General features: G+C 40.6%; 24 protein-coding genes, 1 tRNA gene and 1 other RNA gene. 16 read left to right on the top strand and 10 right to left on the bottom strand.

Translation table 11 applies throughout. From position 1 onward, the window contains the following. Nucleotides 1–115: 115 nt before the first annotated feature. The 3 genes from OCV61_RS15295 to OCV61_RS15305 are packed head-to-tail and all read right to left on the bottom strand — an operon-like array spanning nt 116 to nt 2,313. Entirely contained in the window at nt 116–859 is a 744-nt protein-coding gene (locus tag OCV61_RS15295) for a lantibiotic immunity ABC transporter MutG family permease subunit (protein ID WP_158422543.1), read from the bottom strand. Between the two features lie 2 nt (nt 860–861). Beyond that, nucleotides 862–1,608: a lantibiotic immunity ABC transporter MutE/EpiE family permease subunit gene (locus OCV61_RS15300; protein ID WP_008705323.1), complete on the bottom strand. Its 747-nt coding sequence runs from the start codon at nt 1,606–1,608 to the stop codon at nt 862–864. Further along, complete coding sequence (locus OCV61_RS15305) at nt 1,609–2,313, bottom strand: lantibiotic protection ABC transporter ATP-binding protein (protein ID WP_262583174.1); 705 nt, start codon at nt 2,311–2,313, stop codon at nt 1,609–1,611. Between the two features lie 331 nt (nt 2,314–2,644). On the opposite strand from OCV61_RS15305, the gene OCV61_RS15310 reads away from it, so the two are divergent. After that, a complete protein-coding gene (locus tag OCV61_RS15310; protein WP_158422545.1) occupies nt 2,645–2,881 on the top strand; it encodes a helix-turn-helix domain-containing protein in 237 nt (78 codons plus the stop codon). Between the two features lie 297 nt (nt 2,882–3,178). Here the strand turns inward: OCV61_RS15310 and OCV61_RS15315 are convergent, their stop codons facing one another. Then, nucleotides 3,179–3,289, bottom strand: coding sequence for a transposon-transfer assisting family protein (locus OCV61_RS15315; protein ID WP_262583161.1), 111 nt, complete (start codon nt 3,287–3,289; stop codon nt 3,179–3,181). Between the two features lie 31 nt (nt 3,290–3,320). Here OCV61_RS15315 and OCV61_RS15320 point away from each other — a divergent pair, with 31 nt between their 5' ends. The 8 genes from OCV61_RS15320 to OCV61_RS15355 all read left to right on the top strand — a co-directional run bounded on the left by OCV61_RS15320 (nt 3,321) and on the right by OCV61_RS15355 (nt 9,694). After that, the gene (locus OCV61_RS15320) at nt 3,321–3,635 is read left to right on the top strand and encodes a hypothetical protein (protein WP_262583163.1); all 315 of its coding nucleotides are present in this window, start codon (nt 3,321–3,323) and stop codon (nt 3,633–3,635) included. Between the two features lie 166 nt (nt 3,636–3,801). Continuing rightward, nucleotides 3,802–4,050, top strand: a complete 249-nt coding sequence (locus tag OCV61_RS15325; protein WP_158422546.1) for a type II toxin-antitoxin system prevent-host-death family antitoxin — start codon at nt 3,802–3,804, stop codon at nt 4,048–4,050. Nucleotide 4,051: 1 nt separating this feature from the next. Beyond that, entirely contained in the window at nt 4,052–4,351 is a 300-nt protein-coding gene (locus tag OCV61_RS15330) for a type II toxin-antitoxin system RelE/ParE family toxin (RefSeq protein WP_158422547.1), read from the top strand. Nucleotides 4,352–4,646: 295 nt separating this feature from the next. After that, complete coding sequence (locus OCV61_RS15335; RefSeq protein WP_173729224.1) at nt 4,647–4,784, top strand: hypothetical protein; 138 nt, start codon at nt 4,647–4,649, stop codon at nt 4,782–4,784. A gap of 5 nt (nt 4,785–4,789) precedes the next feature. After that, nucleotides 4,790–5,341, top strand: coding sequence for a DUF6933 domain-containing protein (locus tag OCV61_RS15340; protein WP_158422548.1), 552 nt, complete (start codon nt 4,790–4,792; stop codon nt 5,339–5,341). 595 nt (nt 5,342–5,936) lie between these two features. Next, nucleotides 5,937–7,103 carry an iron-containing alcohol dehydrogenase gene (locus tag OCV61_RS15345; protein ID WP_158422549.1) on the top strand — a complete coding sequence of 389 codons (1,167 nt, stop codon included), beginning with the start codon at nt 5,937–5,939 and terminating at the stop codon, nt 7,101–7,103. A 12-nt stretch (nt 7,104–7,115) separates the two neighbouring features. After that, the gene (locus OCV61_RS15350; protein WP_158422550.1) at nt 7,116–7,775 is read left to right on the top strand and encodes a cyclase family protein; all 660 of its coding nucleotides are present in this window, start codon (nt 7,116–7,118) and stop codon (nt 7,773–7,775) included. A 227-nt stretch (nt 7,776–8,002) separates the two neighbouring features. Then, nucleotides 8,003–9,694, top strand: coding sequence for an FAD-dependent oxidoreductase (locus tag OCV61_RS15355; RefSeq protein ID WP_158422551.1), 1,692 nt, complete (start codon nt 8,003–8,005; stop codon nt 9,692–9,694). Between the two features lie 9 nt (nt 9,695–9,703). On the opposite strand, the gene OCV61_RS15360 is transcribed toward OCV61_RS15355, so the two are convergent. After that, nucleotides 9,704–10,363, bottom strand: coding sequence for a Crp/Fnr family transcriptional regulator (locus OCV61_RS15360; protein ID WP_262583167.1), 660 nt, complete (start codon nt 10,361–10,363; stop codon nt 9,704–9,706). A 139-nt stretch (nt 10,364–10,502) separates the two neighbouring features. Here OCV61_RS15360 and OCV61_RS15365 point away from each other — a divergent pair, with 139 nt between their 5' ends. Both OCV61_RS15365 and guaA read left to right on the top strand, forming a co-directional pair. Next, nucleotides 10,503–11,270, top strand: a complete 768-nt coding sequence (locus OCV61_RS15365; protein ID WP_158422553.1) for a DUF134 domain-containing protein — start codon at nt 10,503–10,505, stop codon at nt 11,268–11,270. A gap of 233 nt (nt 11,271–11,503) precedes the next feature. Continuing rightward, nucleotides 11,504–12,460, top strand: coding sequence for a glutamine-hydrolyzing GMP synthase (guaA, locus tag OCV61_RS15370; protein WP_334292249.1), 957 nt, complete (start codon nt 11,504–11,506; stop codon nt 12,458–12,460). A 117-nt stretch (nt 12,461–12,577) separates the two neighbouring features. Here guaA and OCV61_RS15375 read toward each other — a convergent pair whose 3' ends face one another. Then, nucleotides 12,578–12,892 carry a helix-turn-helix domain-containing protein gene (locus tag OCV61_RS15375; RefSeq protein WP_158422555.1) on the bottom strand — a complete coding sequence of 105 codons (315 nt, stop codon included), beginning with the start codon at nt 12,890–12,892 and terminating at the stop codon, nt 12,578–12,580. A 353-nt stretch (nt 12,893–13,245) separates the two neighbouring features. Then, nucleotides 13,246–13,539, bottom strand: a complete 294-nt coding sequence (locus OCV61_RS18940; RefSeq protein ID WP_416797730.1) for a leucine-rich repeat protein — start codon at nt 13,537–13,539, stop codon at nt 13,246–13,248. A gap of 48 nt (nt 13,540–13,587) precedes the next feature. Between OCV61_RS18940 and OCV61_RS15380 the strand changes: the two genes are divergently transcribed. Continuing rightward, nucleotides 13,588–14,235 (top strand): L-rhamnose mutarotase, encoded by a 648-nt coding sequence (locus OCV61_RS15380; protein WP_158422557.1) that lies wholly within the window; start codon nt 13,588–13,590, stop codon nt 14,233–14,235. 55 nt (nt 14,236–14,290) lie between these two features. After that, nucleotides 14,291–14,779 (top strand): GNAT family N-acetyltransferase, encoded by a 489-nt coding sequence (locus OCV61_RS15385; protein WP_158422558.1) that lies wholly within the window; start codon nt 14,291–14,293, stop codon nt 14,777–14,779. On the opposite strand, the gene OCV61_RS15390 is transcribed toward OCV61_RS15385, so the two are convergent. Together OCV61_RS15390 and OCV61_RS15395 are read right to left on the bottom strand one after the other, a co-directional pair. Next, nucleotides 14,764–15,321 (bottom strand): GNAT family N-acetyltransferase, encoded by a 558-nt coding sequence (locus OCV61_RS15390; protein ID WP_158422559.1) that lies wholly within the window; start codon nt 15,319–15,321, stop codon nt 14,764–14,766. The two genes, OCV61_RS15385 and OCV61_RS15390, sit on opposite strands and share 16 nt — an antisense overlap. Before the next feature lie 80 nt (nt 15,322–15,401). Further along, nucleotides 15,402–15,475, bottom strand: a tRNA-Pro gene (locus tag OCV61_RS15395). Nucleotides 15,476–15,598: 123 nt separating this feature from the next. Here OCV61_RS15395 and OCV61_RS15400 point away from each other — a divergent pair. From OCV61_RS15400 to tadA, 3 genes are all read left to right on the top strand, one after another. Beyond that, a complete protein-coding gene (locus tag OCV61_RS15400; RefSeq protein ID WP_158422560.1) occupies nt 15,599–16,573 on the top strand; it encodes a DUF6128 domain-containing protein in 975 nt (324 codons plus the stop codon). A gap of 417 nt (nt 16,574–16,990) precedes the next feature. Beyond that, on the top strand, nt 16,991–17,872 hold the full coding sequence (locus tag OCV61_RS15405; protein WP_158422561.1) for a helix-turn-helix domain-containing protein: 882 nt from the start codon (nt 16,991–16,993) through the stop codon (nt 17,870–17,872). Next, nucleotides 17,869–18,363, top strand: a complete 495-nt coding sequence (tadA, locus tag OCV61_RS15410; protein WP_158422562.1) for a tRNA adenosine(34) deaminase TadA — start codon at nt 17,869–17,871, stop codon at nt 18,361–18,363. Before OCV61_RS15405 ends, tadA begins: the two co-directional genes overlap by 4 nt. A 49-nt stretch (nt 18,364–18,412) precedes the next feature. Here the strand turns inward: tadA and ffs are convergent. Next, nucleotides 18,413–18,672: signal recognition particle sRNA large type (ffs, locus tag OCV61_RS15415), an RNA gene on the bottom strand. Between the last annotated feature and the right edge of the window lie 112 nt (nt 18,673–18,784).

The following is an 18,784-nucleotide window of genomic DNA, read 5'->3' on the forward strand; positions in this document are numbered from 1 at the left end:
TGGTAGCCGCTCCCTCCTTATATTTCTATTATAATGGAAATACGAAAAAAAGCCCAATTCTTTTTTAGAATCAGACTTTTTCAGTGCCCTTATTACCACGGCAAACAGGCACTTTTTATTCACTGTTTTTACCTCCCTCCCAACCATGAAACCAAACCAAACTGGCAATCAGCAGACAAACAGTGCAGCATACAGAAATAATCATACCGCTGAAAAAATCGGTTTTTACCTGTGCATACAGTTGGGGGCTATCCCATGCAAGCACAGTGTAATCCATAGCACGAACGCCCCAGGCCCAGGGAATATATTTCCATGTAGCGTCACCAAGCCCTGTTATCATAAGGGCAGCTATTAAACTCCCTGCAATTCCCAATCCCATAGATGCACCTTTTCCGAAGCTCATTCCCACAAACAAATGAATCAGGTAAATGGGAAGCATGGTAATCAACAATAGAATCCCTGCTTTCAGGTAAAGGCTTGCCGGAACATCCCTATATAGTGCAGCGAATGTTCCTAACGCTAAAAATGTTGCGCCAAAAGCACAGATCATCAGAAAACCAAGTTTACCAATATACGTTGCCATGCGAGATGGGATTGTTCCCAACAAAAGCTGATAATGCCCGGCCTGATTTTCGATCTGAACAACCAGGCCCACAATAATGCCGATCAGAAACGGGAACGCAACGGCCAGCACTTCCAGATAGGCACTGATTTTGGTTGCCAGTTCCCATCTGGATATATGATAGTAACCCGCAAAAATCACCGCACATATAATCGGAATCATGCTGTGCATATAGAGCAAAATGCTATGTTTACACTTCTGATATTCTGCTTTCCAGCAGCGAACCACAGATACCATAGTTACCCCACCTCCTTTTTCTCAAACCATCTTGCAGTTAAAAATGACAGCGCCGCAAACCAGGCCAGCGAAATGACCAATACAAGTATAATCATCCAAAATGCCATTGCCGTACTCTGATCTGCAACCGGCTCACCATTAGGCAAAATACCTAACACGGAAATCATAAGATGCGGCACCCAGCTATACGGGCAGATCATCCACAAAGAGGTTGTAGCCGTGAAAATCCCTAAAACGCTTCCAAGTCCGGCATTAAGAATAACCGTGACAAAGATACCAACTTTTTTTGATAACCATAAGCACAGCGGAACTTCCCATAGGCTTGCAATGACAATACAAGCTGTTCCGGCCGCAGCCTGCCAAATTCCGATTGTCAGGGGAATTTCGTTGATAACTAATATTGCAAAACCGCCCAACAGATTTAGCGCCAGGAAAATGAAATTCCCCACACAGGAGTAAATACCGGCCACTCCAATTTTTGCTTTCCAGACTTTGTTCTGCGAAACAGGCAATGAAGCAACGGCACGATATTTTAGTTTGCCATTATCCCGCTGTTCAATCAAGGCACAGGTGAGCGTAAGGAATCCAGGATAAAGCAGGATATACCACCAATTATAAGAATTGAGCTGGAACCAAAGAGGGGCAAAAAAGTTCATAAGCGCAGTTACAAACGGGGCCAGAACGATCAGCGTTTTTGTGAAAGTTCTCTTATGCTTTAGGTTCTCTGCCTGAATATATGCCATCTCCATTTAATATCCCTCCTTACCATTTCTGCGAATAACATCCATAAAGAGTTGTTCCAAATCTTCACCGGCGCGAAGCTCTCCCTCATATCCAAGGACGCCGCCAGCAATGATACCCACATGATCTGCAATCTGCTGGACTTCTGACAGAATATGGCTGGACAAAATAACTGTAATCCCTTTGCAGGGAAAAGAGCGAATTAACTCTCGAAGTTCCTCAATCCCTAAAGGGTCAAGGCCGTTAGTCGGTTCATCCAGAATCAAAAGCTGGGGACTGTTCAGCAATGCAATAGCAATACCAAGCCGCTGCTTCATACCAAGAGAAAACTGCCCGGTCCGTTTCTTGCCGGTATTCGTGAGCTGGACAATTTGCAATACCTCGTTAATTCGTGCATCGTCCAGGCCGAGCAATGTAGTTCTGACTTTGAGATTTTCGTATGCAGTCAGATTTTCGTAAAGCGGGGGCATCTCAATCAAAGCACCGATATGCTCCAGATCATTCCGCTTCCACGGGTGGCCGTCAAACTCGATGCTTCCCGATGTGGGGCGCAAAATGCCGGTGAGCATTTTTAAGATCGTGGATTTGCCAGCCCCATTCGGCCCCAGCAGACCATAAACCGAGTTGCGCCGGATGTTCAGTGACACATTGTTTACCGCCATTTGCCCCTTGAAATTTTTGCAGAGGTCAGTCGTTTTCAAAATCATATCCATATAATCAAGTCCTTTCTTTGATTTTTCGGATAGCATACCGGGCAATTTTGAAGATTTCATAAAGATTCCCGAAAACAGAATATGAACAATACACCGTAACCGTGGAGCATATCGCAACAAAGCACCAACCTACGCATTTAGGGCCTTAAAAAGCCCTATATTTCAAGGTTTTTTCCGCATAGTCGGTGGGGTATGTGAGTGTTTTATCCTATCCCCGCCATAGTGCCGCTCTAAATGCGTAGAATTTACCAGCAGAAAATCGCCGGTTTCTCTGGCTCCATACTCCCAGATATGGTATCATGGAAAAAATCAATCTGACGGGGGTATCAGGATGGACGGACAAGAAAAGCTGCTGGACTATGAAACAATCAAAGCCGCCGTTGCCGGTGAGAAGTGGGCCACAGAAAAGGTGCTGGCCCACTATGCGGACTACATCGACGAGCTTTCCACGGTGGAGAGCAGGCAGCCGGGCGGCAAAGTGAAAAAAGTCATTGACGAGGATATGCGGCAGCACATTTCCTTAAAGCTGCTGGAAGCGTTGCCGAGCTTCCCGCTGGAACAAGAATAACGATCAAGAGGGCTGCACCCTCTTACGCCGCTTTGCGGCTATCACCTGCACACCCCCGAAACAGATACACCCGCTGCGCGTCTGTACCTGTTTCGGGGGCTAATAATGACTGTAACCTACGCCTTTCGGGGCTGATAACCGCCAGTTTCAAGGCTTCTCCCGCACGTTTGCAGAGGTGGGCGAATACTTTATCCTATCCCCGTCAATACTGGGTTCTAAATGCGTAGGAACAGGCAAAAAGAAAAGACGCCGGACGCAAGCGGCCACATGGCCGCCGCGCCCGGCGTCTGCTGTTATTTATTCGTTCTCGTCTGTGAAATAGAATTTCTGGCTGTCATAGTCAGAATCCGTCATACGTTTCAGCTTGGAAAGGGTCTGCTGGGCCAGCGTCCACATATCCCCGTCCATACCCGGCATGCTTTATATCGGTACATTGCTGTTGATGGACCATGAAGATGGAGCATATCAAATTTACGATCCGACAGAACAGTCCGGAGATGACTACGATCGTGTTATATGGGATAGTGTTGCACGTACAGCTGAAATGACATACAGCAGTTTATCAGAGGATTATGGAAATGGAGGAAACTATATTTCTTCATTAAAACCTGGTGAGAGTATACAGGTGAATATGGCATGGATCGTAAATGAGAATGACTTGAATAATATGTATCTGAATCTTAACGGTGATGGAGCGGCATATGAGTTTTCAGATTCAATGTTAAAAATAGGATTGGTGGACATATATCAGTAATGAAAATCTTATTATAGAGAAGAGGCTGTCCGTAGTGGGCAGCTTCTTTTAGGTAAAAAAGCATAGTTTGAATAAAGCTGTAAAACTTCACGTTGAATTTTACAACTTTTTATGTATACTAGAAGTAGCAGAAACAATATAAATCAAAGAAAGGAGCTGAAAGAATATGGCAAATATTTTACCAGTATCTGATTTGAGAAATTATAATGAAGTCCTGAAAAACTGTCATAAAGGAGAACCAGTATATCTGACCAAAAATGGCAGAGGACGTTTCGTTGTCATGGATATTGAAGATTATGAGCGTGATCGGGCAGAGAAAAAGCTTCTGATGAAGCTGCAGGAAGCCGAAGAAGCAGTGAAAGACGGAGAAGGCTGGCTGGATCTGGATGAATTAAAATCACTTGTGGGGGAATAAGATGTTAAAACTGCGGATCAATCCGATTGTTGCAAAGGATCTGAAGAATATTCGGGATTACATTGCTGAAGACAACGAGGAATATGCGGCAAAGACCATGAAGGAAATTTACGGTAAATTTGAAAACCTTCAGATGTTTTCTGGAATTGGGTCGGATCTCTCCAAACGGGTCAGTTTTCGAACAGATTATAAATATGCGATATGGGAAGAGTATGTGATTATCTATAAAGTGGGCAGTGAGTATGTAGAAATTTATCGTGTAATTAACCAGTATCAGGATATCACTAGAATCTTTGACTGATGACAGTAAATTTGGTACTCAATGTGACACCCAAACTTTTACTCAAGAATATTTCAAAGTGAGTCTCAACGAAGTCTCGCGAGATCTGAGAGTAAGTGAGACTCTATGATATGGCAAAATGCGATAATCCCGGGATTTGTAGGTAAATTATAAAGTTATAGTTTCATGTCAGTCTCATCTCTGAAATTGTTTGCTGAGACTAACATGAGATTGAGAAGGTTCAAAATCATGGACATAAGAAAAAAAGGATTGGAAACTATTTCGAGAAAGAATATCAGGCTGGCAGTAAAATTATATGGAAGATCTTGTTAAAAAGTATGTAAATTTTCTAAATGATGATAAAAAGCCTGCATCAGATAAATTCTGGGAACTTGAAAAATGGATAAAGGAAGATAAGCGTCATCCGGGAGTTATCATGGAGATGAGCAGGTGATACACATGGAGATTGGTGCAACAAAAGCAGTTCAAAATCGACTAAAAACAACAAAGATTGAAGAAAGCAATGGTGCTTCACTTGTGTTTTGCTGGGACACACATTTGACGAAAATAAAAGGAAGAAATGTCTTGTTTATTGTAAATGCTAGTAATCGTTACACAATAGCAATGACAGATATTGAACCAAGAAACTGGAATTGCTATGCAATGTATATCAGCCGTGTGATTTATGGGATGATGCAGGAAATGGGATATTCCGAGGATCAGATAGGGCAGTATTTTAAAATGTCAGGCGATACAATTGTAACCAAAACTCATGGTAAGAAAGCAGTTGGTGGCATTAATCGAATGGTAATGGATACACAGTATTTTGATAAAAAGTTGGAGAAAGAAACAAAGTATCAATGGGAACTTAGTGAGTATCTGAACAGAGATATCTGCAAGCCAGAGGGATTTGATGCATATGGATATCCAAGTGAACTTTTTAAATTAGACATGGAACGATTAGGGATTGCTACTAAGAGAAAGCCTGTAGGGGAAATACTGTGCAATTAATCAGTTTATTGAATTGTCAAAAAGGTGTTTTGTGGCTGAACATCTGAATATGAAGAACAGTTTGTTTTGATGGAATTATTTTCCGTCAGAGCAGACTGTTTTTTTATACCCTTTTTTCAATGATGCAAACTTCAGGGTTTAGCAATAACACATATGGAAACTGTGAAATTAGGAGCTGGAAGAACAGAGATATCTGACGTTTAGAGGGAAAGTTCCGATAAAGTATTTTGTAAAGCGTTTATATGAAGAGGAAGATTCCTTTGTGCTATATTTTCTGTTAAAGATAAACTAATTGTTTGTAATGTCTGTATAGTAACTATAATATCTATTTGTTCTAAGCCATAAAAACGATACTTTTTTCATTTTTAAACTCTGAGATAAAGATCTTTTTCTTTTTATAAAACAATAAAGTTTGTTTTGAAAGTCCTGAAATGTTTGATAATTCGATAGGGATTAATAGTATTTTGTACATTTTGCTGGTTTGTTCACTCCTATATAAATGTTTTATAAATAATAAATTACAAAAAAAGACTTGAGTATATAGTAAGTACATACCATATAATGAAAAATAACAAAAGAAAAAAGGAGACCAACCATGTTAGAAACAAATAATTTTTTTCATGCCACGCGTATAGTTGAGGGATACGGAGTGTTAAAAACAGTAGGCGAAGAGTGTAATCATTTAGGCTTTAAAAAAGTTCTTGTAATTACAGACTCTTTTTTAGCATCCTCTGAGCACTATAAAGTCCTGAAGGATAGCCTTGACAAAGAAAATGTTGTGAATTATTTATTGACAAATGTAAAACCGAATCCAAGAGCTGAAGACTGTGATGAAATGGCTGCATTTGCAAAAGAAAACCACGTAGATGCATTAATAGCTCTTGGCGGGGGCTCAGCTATGGATCAAGCAAAAGCTGTTGGCGCTGTTGTAACAAATGGAAAAACTACAATAGAATGGGGAGACACAGAATTAGAGAAGAAGATATTGCCACTCATTTGTATTCCTACTACTTCTGGAACAGGAGCTGAAGTTACATGGTGTGCAGTTATTACAGATACAAAAAGACAGTATAAAATGACAGTAGGAGACCCTGTTCACATGATTCCTACACTGGCAATTTGTGATCCTGAAATTACATTAGGCTTACCAAAATCTTTGACAGCATCATGCGGAGTTGATGCATTAACACATTGTATAGAAGCGTATACAGTACAAGTGCATCAGCCTATTACAGATGCTTTAGCACTTAAAGGTATTTCTATGATTTCTGAAAATCTGGAAAAAGCATATAATGATGGAAGTGACAGAAATGCAAGAAGAAATATGATGATCGCAAGTACAATTGGCGGCATGTCATTTATTTCATCAAATGTTGGAGCTGTACATGCATTTGCGGAAACGGTAGGAGCTTGGTTTGACACACCTCATGGAGTTGCCAACTCTTTGTTCTTACCTTATGTCATGGAATATAATATTCCAGCTTGTCCAGAGCGCTTTGTAGATATTGCTTGTGCGATGGGACTCAAAAGAGAAGATGGTATGACAGATGAAGAATATGCATTAAAAACCGTAGAATATGTTAAAGCATTGAATAGAAAATTAAATATACCTACAATTAGAGATATAAAAGGTATTACAGAAGAGAATTTTGAAACTATAGCTGAACGATCTGCAAATAATGTTTTGTCTGCTGACAATGCAAGAAAAATCACAAAGGAAGATTATTTGAACTTAATTATAAAAGCATATAATGATAAATAAAGGGATATACAAATGAAAAAAATAAAAAAAATAGTTGATTTATCATGGGAGTTTACAGCTGATACACCAATTTATCCGGGAGATCCGGAACCATCTGTAACAGTTGCAACAACTTTAGAAAAAGAAGGATATAACTTATCAACATTAGTAATGGGAACGCAAACAGGAACACATGTTGATGCACCATATCATTTTTCAAATACTGGAGAAACTATTGATAATATGGAACTGGATTTCTTTTTAGGAGACGCAGTGGTTGTACATGTTACTGAAAAGAAAGCAGATGAAGCAATTACAATGGAAGATATTGAACCATATAAAAATGACATAACAGAGGGTAAAGTTGTATTATTCAATACAAACTGGTATAAAAAACGTGGGACAGAAGAGTTTTTCCATCATCCATATGTAAATGGAGAAGTTGCGAAGTTTTTAGTAGATAAAGGTATTCGTTTTATCGGTATTGATACTATTAATGCTGATCAAACAGGTGGAACAGAATTTCCGGTGCATGATTTGTTTTCAGAAAATAGATTAATGATAGGAGAAAACTGGGCTTTTTTTGATAAAATTGATTTTAAAAATCCGTATGTTATTGCCTTACCAATGAAACTAGTTGGATGTGATGGTTCTCCGGTTAGAGCGATCGCTGTTCAGTGGGAGATAGAATAATGAATCCGCACACAATATAAAGTTATACAAGAAGACTGCTTGCTATTATTCCACATATTTTTATTTGTGCTTTAAAAAAGAATCCCTGATTTTGTATCAGCCAGTACAGAACGTGATGATATCACAGAAAACATATGAATTTTGGATTATAATAAATTCATAAAAGAAAAAGACAAGGAGATAATATAGGTGGCATTGCTGCTTATTCAGGAAAGGTGGAAAATAATATGAAGGTAATAATAGTAGGTGGTGTAGCCGGAGGAGCTACAGCCGCAGCAAGAATACGCAGACTGGATGAACATGCAGAAATTACTGTATTTGAAAGATCAGGATACATTTCCTATGCGAATTGTGGTCTTCCATACTATATTGGAGACGTGATCACAGATCCGGAAGAACTTACATTACAGACACCAGAGAGTTTTTTTAAACGCTTCCGTATTAATATGAAAATTCATCATGAAGTTATCTCCATATATCCGGATCGTAAAACTGTTTTAGTGAAGGATTTACAGAATGGTGTAACATTTGAAGAAAATTATGATAAACTTATCCTTTCTCCAGGCGCTAAGCCAACACAGCCAAAGCTTCCTGGAGTAGGCATTAATAAACTTTTTACACTTCGTACAGTAGAAGATACTTTACGAATCAAGGAATATATTAATAAGAATCATCCCAAATCTGCTGTATTGGCTGGTGGTGGCTTTATTGGCTTAGAGTTGGCAGAAAATTTGAGGGAGCTTGGCATGGATGTTACGATTGTCCAGCGGCCTAAGCAGCTGATGAATCCTTTTGATCCAGATATGGCATCCATGATCCATAATGAAATGAGAAAGCATGGGATAAAACTGGTACTGGGCTATACAGTAGAAGGATTTAAAGAAAAAGACAACGGAGTGGAGATTCTATTGAAAGATAATCCATCCCTTCATGCTGATATGGTAGTACTGGCGATCGGAGTTACACCAGACACAACGTTAGCAAAAGAAGCTGGTCTGGAACTTGGTATCAAGGGAAGTATTGTAGTGAATGACAGAATGGAAACTTCTGTACCGGATATTTATGCTGCAGGTGATGCAGTTCAGATAAAACATTATGTTACGGGTGATGATGCGCTGATTTCTTTGGCTGGTCCAGCCAATAAACAGGGTAGGATTATCGCTGATAACATTTGTGGCGGTGATAGTCGTTACCTGGGGAGTCAGGGAAGCTCCGTTATCAAAGTATTTGATATGACAGCAGCTACTACAGGCGTCAATGAAACCAATGCCAAAAAGTCAGGATTAAAGGTAGATACAGTAATTCTTTCTCCTATGAGTCATGCCGGTTACTATCCTGGCGGAAAAGTCATGACCATGAAAGTTGTTTTTGAAAAGGAGACTTATCGCTTGCTTGGTGCTCAGATTATTGGATATGAAGGCGTTGATAAACGTATTGATGTGCTGGCAACAGCGATCCATGCAGGGCTGAAGGCACTCCAGTTGAAAGATCTGGATCTGTCATATGCACCGCCGTATTCCTCTGCCAAGGATCCTGTAAATATGGCTGGATTTATGATAGACAATATAGCAAAAGGTACCTTAAAACAATGGCATTTGGAAGATATGGATAAAATCTTTAAAGATAAAAGTGCTGTGTTGCTGGATGTGAGAACTATAGGTGAATTTAACAGGGGACATATTAATGGATTTAAAAACATTCCTGTAGATGAACTGAGGGAACGTATCAATGAAGTTGAGAAGGAAAAGCCTGTTTATCTGATATGCCAGAGTGGGCTGCGCAGTTATATTGCGAGCCGTATTCTGGAAGGAAATGGATATGAAACATACAACTTCTCCGGCGGATTCCGTTTCTACGATGCAGTGGTCAATGACCGTGCGCTGATCGAAAGGTCATATGCATGTGGTATGGATTATTAAAAAATACTATTATGATTTTCTGAGTATTTCCAGGTTTTTCGAATCAAGGATGGTGATTTTGCCACGGGAGAGTTTGACGAGACCTTCGCTTTGAAAATATCGAAGCATTCGAGTGATAACTTCCCTGTGTGAACCAAGATGGCTGGCAATGGTTTCGTGAGTGATTTTTAGTTCATTTGTTCTTTCGATAGAGGTTTCTTCTAAAAGAAATGAAGCAACACGTTTATCCAAACTCTTCCACATGATTTGTTCAATCAACCACATGACATCAGAAAAACGGGTAGCCATTAATTCATTGGTATAGTTTGCGACGGGAGCAGATTCCTGCATGATGCTTTTATAGATCTCAGCAGGGATGATCCAAAGGTCAGTATCTTTTTCTGCTTCAATGGTTACTTCAAATTGAATGGACTGTATGATACATGAGGCGGATAAGAGACACATATCCATATCGAACAGACGGTAAAGGGTAATCTCCCGTCCTTCATCTGAAAGTAAGTAAGTTCGAAGCTGTCCGGATTTAACCAGTAATAATCCAGTGCAATCCAGGTTTCCGTTGTGAATGATCGTTCCTTTTTTTACATGCTGTGTGATTAAACTATCTGAAATTAGGTTTTTCTGCGTTGCAGTTAATTTATTCCATATTGGAAAGTAATTTTCAAAATCCATAATATGTAGCTCCTTTATGAACATAGTATACTTGTTTCGTTGAAATGAGTCAATCGGATAATTGACATATGACAAAAATATTATTGACATATGCTCTTTATGAAGATAATATATAAGAAAAGAAAGAAGGGAGCAGTTTATGCCGAGACCAGTAAAATGCAGAAAAGTCTGTCATTTCCCCAATGTTTTAGAATTTCTTCCGGTAGATGATACGGAGATAAAAAAACCTATTGTTCTGACGGTAGATGAGTACGAGACAATTCGGCTTTTGGATAAGAATGGTTATAGTCAGGAGCAGTGCGCAGCATCTATGCAAGTCGCAAGAACAACTGTTCAACGAATTTACGAGATTGCCAGGAAGAAAATAGCAGATGCACTCATTGATGGACATCCACTCAGAATAGAAGGTGGAGATTTCAGAATCTGTGATGGTCAGAGCAGTAACTGTGGACTTGGAGGATGTTATAAGCAGGAGATTCATCAAAAATATGCAGCAGAAAAAGGAGAAGGTATAATGAGAATAGCAGTAACATATGAAAATGGAAAGATTTTTCAGCACTTTGGACACACAGAGACATTTAAGATTTATGATGTAGAGGAAGGAAAAGTCGTATATTCAGAAGTAGTAGATACGAATGGAAGTGGACACGGTGCATTGGCGGGAGTCCTTAATGCATTAAATGCAGATGTTCTGATTTGTGGAGGAATCGGAGGTGGCGCACAGACAGCATTAGCGGCAGCCGGTATTAAGCTTTTTGGAGGAGTTTCCGGAGATGCGGATGAAGCAGTCGAAGCTTTTATTAATGAAACACTGGATTATAATCCAGATGTTAAGTGTTCTCACCATGAGCACAGCCACGGGGAAAGACATACATGTGGCGAGCATGGATGTGGAAGCCATAGCTGACCAAGAATGACTGAGAATGTTTTGCCATTATGGATATCAAAGATTATGACCGTGAGCAAGCAGAAAGGCGGGATGTACATGAAGCAAGATGCTTTAGAATAGATATTAAATAAAGGTTGTCAAATATTTTCCTGTCATTTATAATTAAGTGACAATCAATCGGCATTGAAAAAAACCTAATGGATGAGGAGGAATTTCCAATGAACGTTACTGAAATCAGACGACCGGCTGATATGGAAAGAATTACAACACCGGAGCTGGCACAGATATTTATTGAAGAACAGGTTAAATTGATCAAAGAGCAGGTGGGAGATAAGAAGGTTCTTCTTGCACTTTCTGGTGGAGTGGATTCATCTGTTGTTGCAGCACTTCTGATCAAAGCAATTGGCCAGCAGTTAGTATGTGTCCATGTTAACCATGGCCTGCTTCGTAAGGGTGAGCCAGAGCAGGTGGTTGAAGTGTTCCGCAATCAGATGAATGCAAATCTTGTTTATGTGGACGCTACGGATCGTTTTCTTGATAAACTGGCAGGAGTAGAAGATCCTGAGACAAAGAGAAAGATTATTGGCGGAGAATTCATTGAAGTTTTTGCTGAAGAAGCAAGAAAGCTTGAAGGGATTGAATTCCTGGCGCAGGGTACGATCTGGCCGGATATTCTTGAGTCTGAAGAAGGTATTAAGGCACATCATAATGCCGGCGGGCTTCCGGAAGATATGGATTTTGAACTTGTAGAGCCTGTTAGAATCCTTTTTAAAGATGAGGTCCGTGTTGTTGGTGACCAGCTTGGTCTTCCTCATGGTATGGTTTATCGTCAGCCGTTCCCGGGACCGGGACTTGGTGTTCGCTGTCCGGGCGCTATTACCCGTGACCGTTTGGAAGCAGTACGCGAATCCGACGCAATTCTTCGTGAAGAATTTGAAAAGAATGGACTGGAAGGGAAAATCTGGCAGTATTTCACGGTTGTTCCGGAATTCAGATCTACCGGAATCAAAGACGGAAAGCGTTCTTTTGAGTGGTGCTGTATCGTTCGTGCAGTATGTACTACCGATGTTATGACAGCAACTGTTGCTGAGATTCCCCATGAATTGATGGTCCATATTACAGATCGTATTACACATGAGGTTGCTGGTATCAATCGTGTGCTTTACGATTTTACACCGAAGCCGACAGGAACTGTGGAGTTTGAATAATAGATTAAAATGAGAAAAGATCAGTAAATAAAAGACCAGTAAATAAAAGACATTTGAAAGAAGATACTGAGGACAAGAAAAGAGTTTTGTTTTCAGTATCTTTTTTGGATGGATGTTTTATTTTTCGGAAAATTCCCGGGCAATCTGGGCGATTAGCTCAAGCTGTTCTATAGACAGGTTTTTTAACAGTTCAGTAAGTGCATCCAGTGCATGTGGGGCTTTGGTGGTATCATCAAAAAAAGCAGCAGGAGATATCTGTAAATAGTCGCATATATAGAAAAAACACTGCATGGAAGGGAAGGCTTTTCGGTTTTCAATTCGGTTGATATAACTGCCATTTTGCCCCAAATCTAGGCTCATTTCTCTGGCAGACACTTTTTTCTGTTCTCGTAAGGATGTTAATCTTGAGGCAAAAGTCTCTTCATTTATCATAAACAAACTCCTTTTTCAACACTTTATAACATTATATGATATATTTAATATTTCGATAAGATAATAAAGACATATATTTAATGATAATAAGATAATTAATATCTTTGTGAAAAAGAGCTATCTAAGCTGTGAAGGCTTTTCCTTTAATGATTGGTGAGCAATAACATGGAATCCGTTAGTTGGCGAAAAATAATATTCACTGTACTAGTACATCGAATATTAAGTAACTACCATATTGACTTGTTTGATTTTTCATCTGCTGCGTTGTCGTTGGTCGCCGTAGCCACCGCTATGCCTTGCATATGAAGAAACCATTCTGCGTCAATATAGCAGAAACTTAACTTTTGATGTACCTAGGATGACAACTGAACCACTATAGTGATCTTAGTGGTTCTTACAGGCTGGCTCTGGACAGTTACATAAATACTCCTGGTCAGGCCGGTACAATAGGCAAAAGCGTAATCACCGATAGCAGCAGTGTATTCCTGTAAGGTGAGAGATCTAGGGCTGTTGCGCTTGTAAAAGGCGTACATTCCAATGTACGTTACATGATCTGTTAATGTTATGTCTGTAAGACTGCGGTATCCATATGGTGGTTGCGAAAAGATTATAAAAACATATAAAAGAAAAACGGAATGTGCTATGATAAAAACACTGGTAAAGAATTAAGTGATATAGAATTGGGGGGTAAAGAAATGGAAAGACATGCATTTGCTATGCAGATAAAAGAAGGAAGAATGAATGATTACAGGAGAAAGCTTGGGAGAATCTGGCCAGAGCTGACAGCGTTTTTGGATGCTGCTCGGATTCGAAATTTCAGTATCTGGAATGCAGAGGATCTGATCTTTGGATATTATGAAAAAGACAGGAATAAGGAATTGGACCAGCAGTCACAGACAACAAAGGAAAAACTGATCAGTCAGCTGGAAGATACATTTACCTGGTTGTCTGTGCCTGGGGAAGATATGCGGCTTATGTACTATAATTATGGTGTTGTAAGAGAGAATAAAGAAATGATCCGTCACAGGGTCTTTATGACAAAACTGAAGGATGGCTGCGCAGAGGAATATAAGGCACGCCATGATGCTTTGATCCGGCAGCGTGGAGATCAGGTAGATCCGGGGCCGGACAGTAATTTTACCATTTGGAGCGCAGGCGGATATATTTTCGGATATAATGAGATTGATACTTCTATGGAAACAGAAGAGACACCAGAAGCACGGGAGGCAACCATTGCCTGGGAGAAACGTCAGCTGGAGATCATGGATTGGATCACAAATGACGTGGACTGGATCACAGGAAGCGTACATGCTAGTGTAAAACGTCTGGGATGGCATAACTGATAGGCCAGCTTGGCAGCAGCTGACAACAAGAGAACGGCACCGGGAGGGGAAGCAGATGATTATCAGAAAAGCAGAAATAAAAGACCTGGAACAGATCATGGGGATATATGAATTGGCCCGCAGTTTTATGAAGAAGCAGGGGAATGCGTCTCAGTGGGGACAGACTTATCCGCCGGAAAAATTGATCCGGAAAGATATAGAACAAGGGAATTTTTATGTATGCGTGAAGCAGGAGCGGATTGCCGGTGTGTTTGCTTTTATCCTGGGGGAGGATCCTACATATCAGGAAATCTGGCAGGGAGCCTGGCACAGCGATCTGCCTTACGGAGCAGTCCATCGTGTAGCTTCTGATGGAAGCACCCGCGGACTGACAAAGGCCTGCTTTGATTTTTGCACAAAGATAATAGATTATATAAGGATCGATACTCACGAAAATAATAAGCCCATGCAGGGAGCCTTACAGAAATATGGATTTCGTGAATGTGGGATCATCCACACAGATGATGGCACACCAAGAATTGCGTTTGATTACCTGAAAAACTGAACAGGTGGCTGATCTGCTTTATGCTCTCCAATGATTTTTTCCATCCAGATCATGTCATACCAGCGACCGAATTTGTAACCGCAGTTATGGAACAGCCCCACAGTCTGAAAGCCAAGATGGGCATGGAACTGCTGACTGTTTTTGCTAAGATATTCATCTTCTGTCTGTGGATAACCAATGCATGCGTACAGATTCAGGATCCCCATTTTTTTTAAACGGTTTGCCAGAGCATCATAAATCCTGCGTCCCAGGCCACAGTTTCTGGCATTGCGATCCAGATAGATGGAAAGTTCGCAAGACCAGTCATAGGCAGCTCTTCTTACAAAAGAGCCAGCGTAAGCATAGCCCTGTACCTGGCCGCTTTGTTCTATTACCAGGTATGGGTATTTTTGCATAGTGTTTTTCATGCGGATCTGAAATTCTTTCAAGGTTGGAACTACATATTCAAAGGTGATGGCTGTGTGCTTTACATAATAGGAATAGATTTCCAGAATGCGGGGAGCATCTTCAAGAACAGCATTTCTGACGGTGATGGTATCCATAGTTATTCTCCTTTGTATCAAACGTCTGAAATAAAATGAAAAAGCCTGAAAGCATAATGCTCTCAGGCTTCTATAAGTAGTCGAAGCGACGGGATTCGAACCCACGGCCTCTGCGTCCCGAACGCAGCGCTCTACCAAACTGAGCCACGCTTCGTCAACTGCAAGTGATATTATATTAATTTCTGAAAGGTTTGTCAAGCATTAAATGAAATTAATTTCATGATTCCAGAGATGGTTCATATATATTAATGAAGCGAGAATCAAAAGGGGCAATAACTTGAACGGGTATAGAAGATTTATTGCATATGTATATGAATACAGAAATGGAAGAAAAGCAGAGAATTGTGGCTTTATAAAGCTGGAAGTGCGAGAAGGCAAATGTACCATGGAAATTCATCTGCATGAAGAGAAGCAGATGGAACACTGCAGTATTTATGGATTTATCCGAAAGGAAGGGCTGATACTTGGAATTTGGTTGGGAAGTCTTCAGATCAGTAGGGATCCTGCTGTTAATGTGCTGAAGGCTGATGCAGGGAATATGGGAGATGCAGGGGTCGGTTTGGACCAGTTGTGTGGAATGATACTGGAAACAGACACAGGGGCTTTTATGGGAACCCAGTGGGATGACCTGCCTATCCGGCCGGATCATTTTCAGAAACTGGAAAAAAATGAACAGACAGGGCAGAACGAAGGGGCTTTGGCGGAAATTTCAGAACGAAAACAGGAATCAGAAAAGCAGGACAACGAACAACAGAAAAACGAAAAGCAGGAAAACGAACAGCAGAAAAACAAAAAGCAAGACAACAAGCAACAGAAAAATAAAAAGCAGGAAAATGAACAGCAGCAAGAGGGGGAAGCAAGAAAAGAATCAAAAGGCAGAGAACTTCAGGCAGAGTCTATTCAGGAAGAAGCAGAGGAGAGCCCCGCTTTATTTCCGGACTGTGATCAATGCTGGAGGATTTGCCCAGGGGATTTAAGGCAGATTTGCAGAAAAAACTGCGTATATTGTAATAATCGTTTCTTGCAGCATGGATACAGTCATTTCGGATATATTTTGTTGTGCAGGCAGACAGACGGGCAGTACATACTGGGGGTGCCAGGCATCTATGACCAGCAAGAGCGTTTCATGGCAGAGATGTTTGGATTCCCCTGGTTTAAGGAATGGCCTTTACCTGGAATAAAAAACGGAAAGAGCGGGTACTGGTACAGGATCTGTGCTCCCTGTGAACTGCTCCTGGACAGCAGGAGATGATGAAGCGGCCTGTCATTGGACTCTGGCTGGCCATTGAACTGCTCCGGGTGCTGTTGAGCGTAGTCTTTTAACTGGTAGAAAAGATCGTATTTCATCCGTTTTCCTCCTTAAAAATACGTAATACGGTTAATGCGTCATTGTATGGATGCAGCTGGTTTTATGCTACTGTACGCAGAGTGAACAGCAATGACTTTTTCCTGCTTTCAGAAATCACTTTACAGTTTCTGCTGTTTTCTGATATAATTATATTTCAGATAAGAAAGTAAAAAAACAATATTAGTGTCATAAAATATAAAAATATAGACAAAATAGCAGATGTAATATTAAAAATATATTCCAAATAGCTATCGGTGATAGCAGAACACCTTACGGAAGAATATCTGCTGAACAGGGACTTTGTAAAAATGGGCAGGTAAAATGAAAATTAGGATCAAAGAAAATCAGCAAGAGGCAATCCAGGGGATCACACAGGAATATCCATACGCCTACCATCATGTGAATATAAAAAAGACAAAGGTCCCCTGGCACTGGCATGAAGAACTGGAATTGAATTATGTGGAAGCTGGCTGTGTGAAGGTTTTTACTTCTGGTAAATCTTATATATTCCAGAAAGGACAGGCCTATTTTATAAATTCTAATGTTCTTTGTTCCATGGAAGATGGGGGCGGAGACCAGGCCTGCGTGCTGGAGTCTCATTTGTTTCATTCAACGCTTCTTGCAGGACATTTTAAAAGCATTTATGAAACAAAATATTTAGCACCTATTCTTCAGAATCGTCATCTTGAGATTTTGGGGATTGCCGGAGAAATCAAAAGACAGAGCGAATTGCTGGCAATGCTCATTAAGCTTGGGCGGATGCAGGCGATGGAGAATGTGGAATTTCAAACAAGGAATCTGCTTAGTGAAATCTGGCTGCTGTTGATGGAAGAGGCCAGGGATATGTTTCAAGGGTCAAAAAGAGGACAGTATTCAGAAAATCAGACCAGGATCATGGACATGCTGTCTTATATTCATGAGAATTACGATCATAAGATCCTACTGGAAGAAATAGCAGAGGCTGCATCTGTAAGCAGTCGGGAATGTATCCGCTGCTTTCAGGAGTGTATCCACAAAACTCCCTTTGACTATGTGCAGGATTATCGGATCAGGCAGGCCGAAAAATTGTTGACAGAAACCGATTTGTCTGTGACAGAAATTGCATATGCCACAGGTTTTTCTGGCAGTGCCTATTTTGGAAAAGTATTTAAAAATCTTACTGGAAAAACACCAGGGAATTATCGAAAAGGAAAAGATAAATGACTGAACAGGAAAAATATATGAAAGAAGCCATCCGTCAGGCAAAAAAAGCACTGGCACTGAAGGAGGTTCCCATTGGCTGCGTGATCGTATATGAAGGAAAGATCATTGCAAGGGGTTATAATCGGAGAAATACTGATAAGAATACCCTTTCCCATGCAGAATTGAATGCAATAAAAAAGGCAAGCAAAAAGCAGGGGGACTGGAGACTGGAAGGGTGCACTATGTATGTGACCCTGGAACCATGCCAAATGTGTGCGGGGGCTCTGGTTCAGTCACGAATTGATGAGGTGGTGATCGGCAGTATGAATCCTAAGGCCGGATGTGCAGGATCGGTATTAAATCTTCTTGAAATGGATGGGTTTAATCATAAAGTAAAGGTGACAAGGGGTGTTTTGGAAGAAGAGTGCTCTCATATGCTGTCTGCTTTTTTTGCAGATCTCAGGGAAGAAAAAAAGCGCCTGAAAATACTGGCGCGTCAGAAAATGGATTAAAATATGAAATTATTATAATAATAAAAGAATATGTGATATATTTATTTTTGCGCGCCGCACCTCGGAATGCATCCACAGACGTTACCTTTACAGTTAACTCGGCCCAGGCGCCCTCACGGCACACAGAAGCTTCTACTTAGTGCTGCTACATTCCTGTCCTGACACGGTTCATAGATTCCTGTTGCGTAAGACCCAGACGTCAACGCCACTTATAAAGGGCAGCTCCACAGATCACAAGCCTCAGATTGGCATCACCCCTGCTGTAGCGGATTGCAGGTACAGGGCACCGCTATCTCCCCGGCTGCGCGGAATTTATTATATGTAGTTTTGACGGATTTGTCAAGGCTTTTGGGAGATTTCAACTATTTCTTGTTGTGCGAAAAAATATTTTGGTATATAATAATTAAGATTTTAAGACCGT

The organism is Blautia ammoniilytica (assembly GCF_025566965.1).
Taxonomy (GTDB): Bacteria; Bacillota; Clostridia; order Lachnospirales; family Lachnospiraceae; genus Blautia_A; species Blautia_A ammoniilytica.

Excerpts from the sequence above, each read along its gene's own strand:
- OCV61_RS15360 (WP_262583167.1), bottom strand. The coding sequence starts at position 10,363 with ATGGATTTTGAAAATTACTTTCCAATATGGAATAAATTAACTGCAACG.
- OCV61_RS15380 (WP_158422557.1), top strand. The coding sequence starts at position 13,588 with ATGGAAAGACATGCATTTGCTATGCAGATAAAAGAAGGAAGAATGAAT.
- OCV61_RS15340 (WP_158422548.1), top strand. The coding sequence starts at position 4,790 with ATGGAGATTGGTGCAACAAAAGCAGTTCAAAATCGACTAAAAACAACA.
- OCV61_RS15295 (WP_158422543.1), bottom strand. The coding sequence starts at position 859 with ATGGTATCTGTGGTTCGCTGCTGGAAAGCAGAATATCAGAAGTGTAAA.
- tadA (WP_158422562.1), top strand. The coding sequence starts at position 17,869 with ATGACTGAACAGGAAAAATATATGAAAGAAGCCATCCGTCAGGCAAAA.
- OCV61_RS15310 (WP_158422545.1), top strand. The coding sequence starts at position 2,645 with ATGGACGGACAAGAAAAGCTGCTGGACTATGAAACAATCAAAGCCGCC.
- OCV61_RS15385 (WP_158422558.1), top strand. The coding sequence starts at position 14,291 with ATGATTATCAGAAAAGCAGAAATAAAAGACCTGGAACAGATCATGGGG.
- OCV61_RS15365 (WP_158422553.1), top strand. The coding sequence starts at position 10,503 with ATGCCGAGACCAGTAAAATGCAGAAAAGTCTGTCATTTCCCCAATGTT.
- OCV61_RS15405 (WP_158422561.1), top strand. The coding sequence starts at position 16,991 with ATGAAAATTAGGATCAAAGAAAATCAGCAAGAGGCAATCCAGGGGATC.
- OCV61_RS15325 (WP_158422546.1), top strand. The coding sequence starts at position 3,802 with ATGGCAAATATTTTACCAGTATCTGATTTGAGAAATTATAATGAAGTC.
- OCV61_RS15345 (WP_158422549.1), top strand. The coding sequence starts at position 5,937 with ATGTTAGAAACAAATAATTTTTTTCATGCCACGCGTATAGTTGAGGGA.
- OCV61_RS15315 (WP_262583161.1), bottom strand. The coding sequence starts at position 3,289 with ATGGACGGGGATATGTGGACGCTGGCCCAGCAGACCCTTTCCAAGCTG.
- OCV61_RS15390 (WP_158422559.1), bottom strand. The coding sequence starts at position 15,321 with ATGGATACCATCACCGTCAGAAATGCTGTTCTTGAAGATGCTCCCCGC.
- OCV61_RS15300 (WP_008705323.1), bottom strand. The coding sequence starts at position 1,608 with ATGGAGATGGCATATATTCAGGCAGAGAACCTAAAGCATAAGAGAACT.
- OCV61_RS15375 (WP_158422555.1), bottom strand. The coding sequence starts at position 12,892 with ATGATAAATGAAGAGACTTTTGCCTCAAGATTAACATCCTTACGAGAA.
- OCV61_RS15305 (WP_262583174.1), bottom strand. The coding sequence starts at position 2,313 with ATGGATATGATTTTGAAAACGACTGACCTCTGCAAAAATTTCAAGGGG.
- OCV61_RS15335 (WP_173729224.1), top strand. The coding sequence starts at position 4,647 with ATGGAAGATCTTGTTAAAAAGTATGTAAATTTTCTAAATGATGATAAA.
- OCV61_RS15350 (WP_158422550.1), top strand. The coding sequence starts at position 7,116 with ATGAAAAAAATAAAAAAAATAGTTGATTTATCATGGGAGTTTACAGCT.
- OCV61_RS15330 (WP_158422547.1), top strand. The coding sequence starts at position 4,052 with ATGTTAAAACTGCGGATCAATCCGATTGTTGCAAAGGATCTGAAGAAT.
- guaA (WP_334292249.1), top strand. The coding sequence starts at position 11,504 with ATGGAAAGAATTACAACACCGGAGCTGGCACAGATATTTATTGAAGAA.
- OCV61_RS15355 (WP_158422551.1), top strand. The coding sequence starts at position 8,003 with ATGAAGGTAATAATAGTAGGTGGTGTAGCCGGAGGAGCTACAGCCGCA.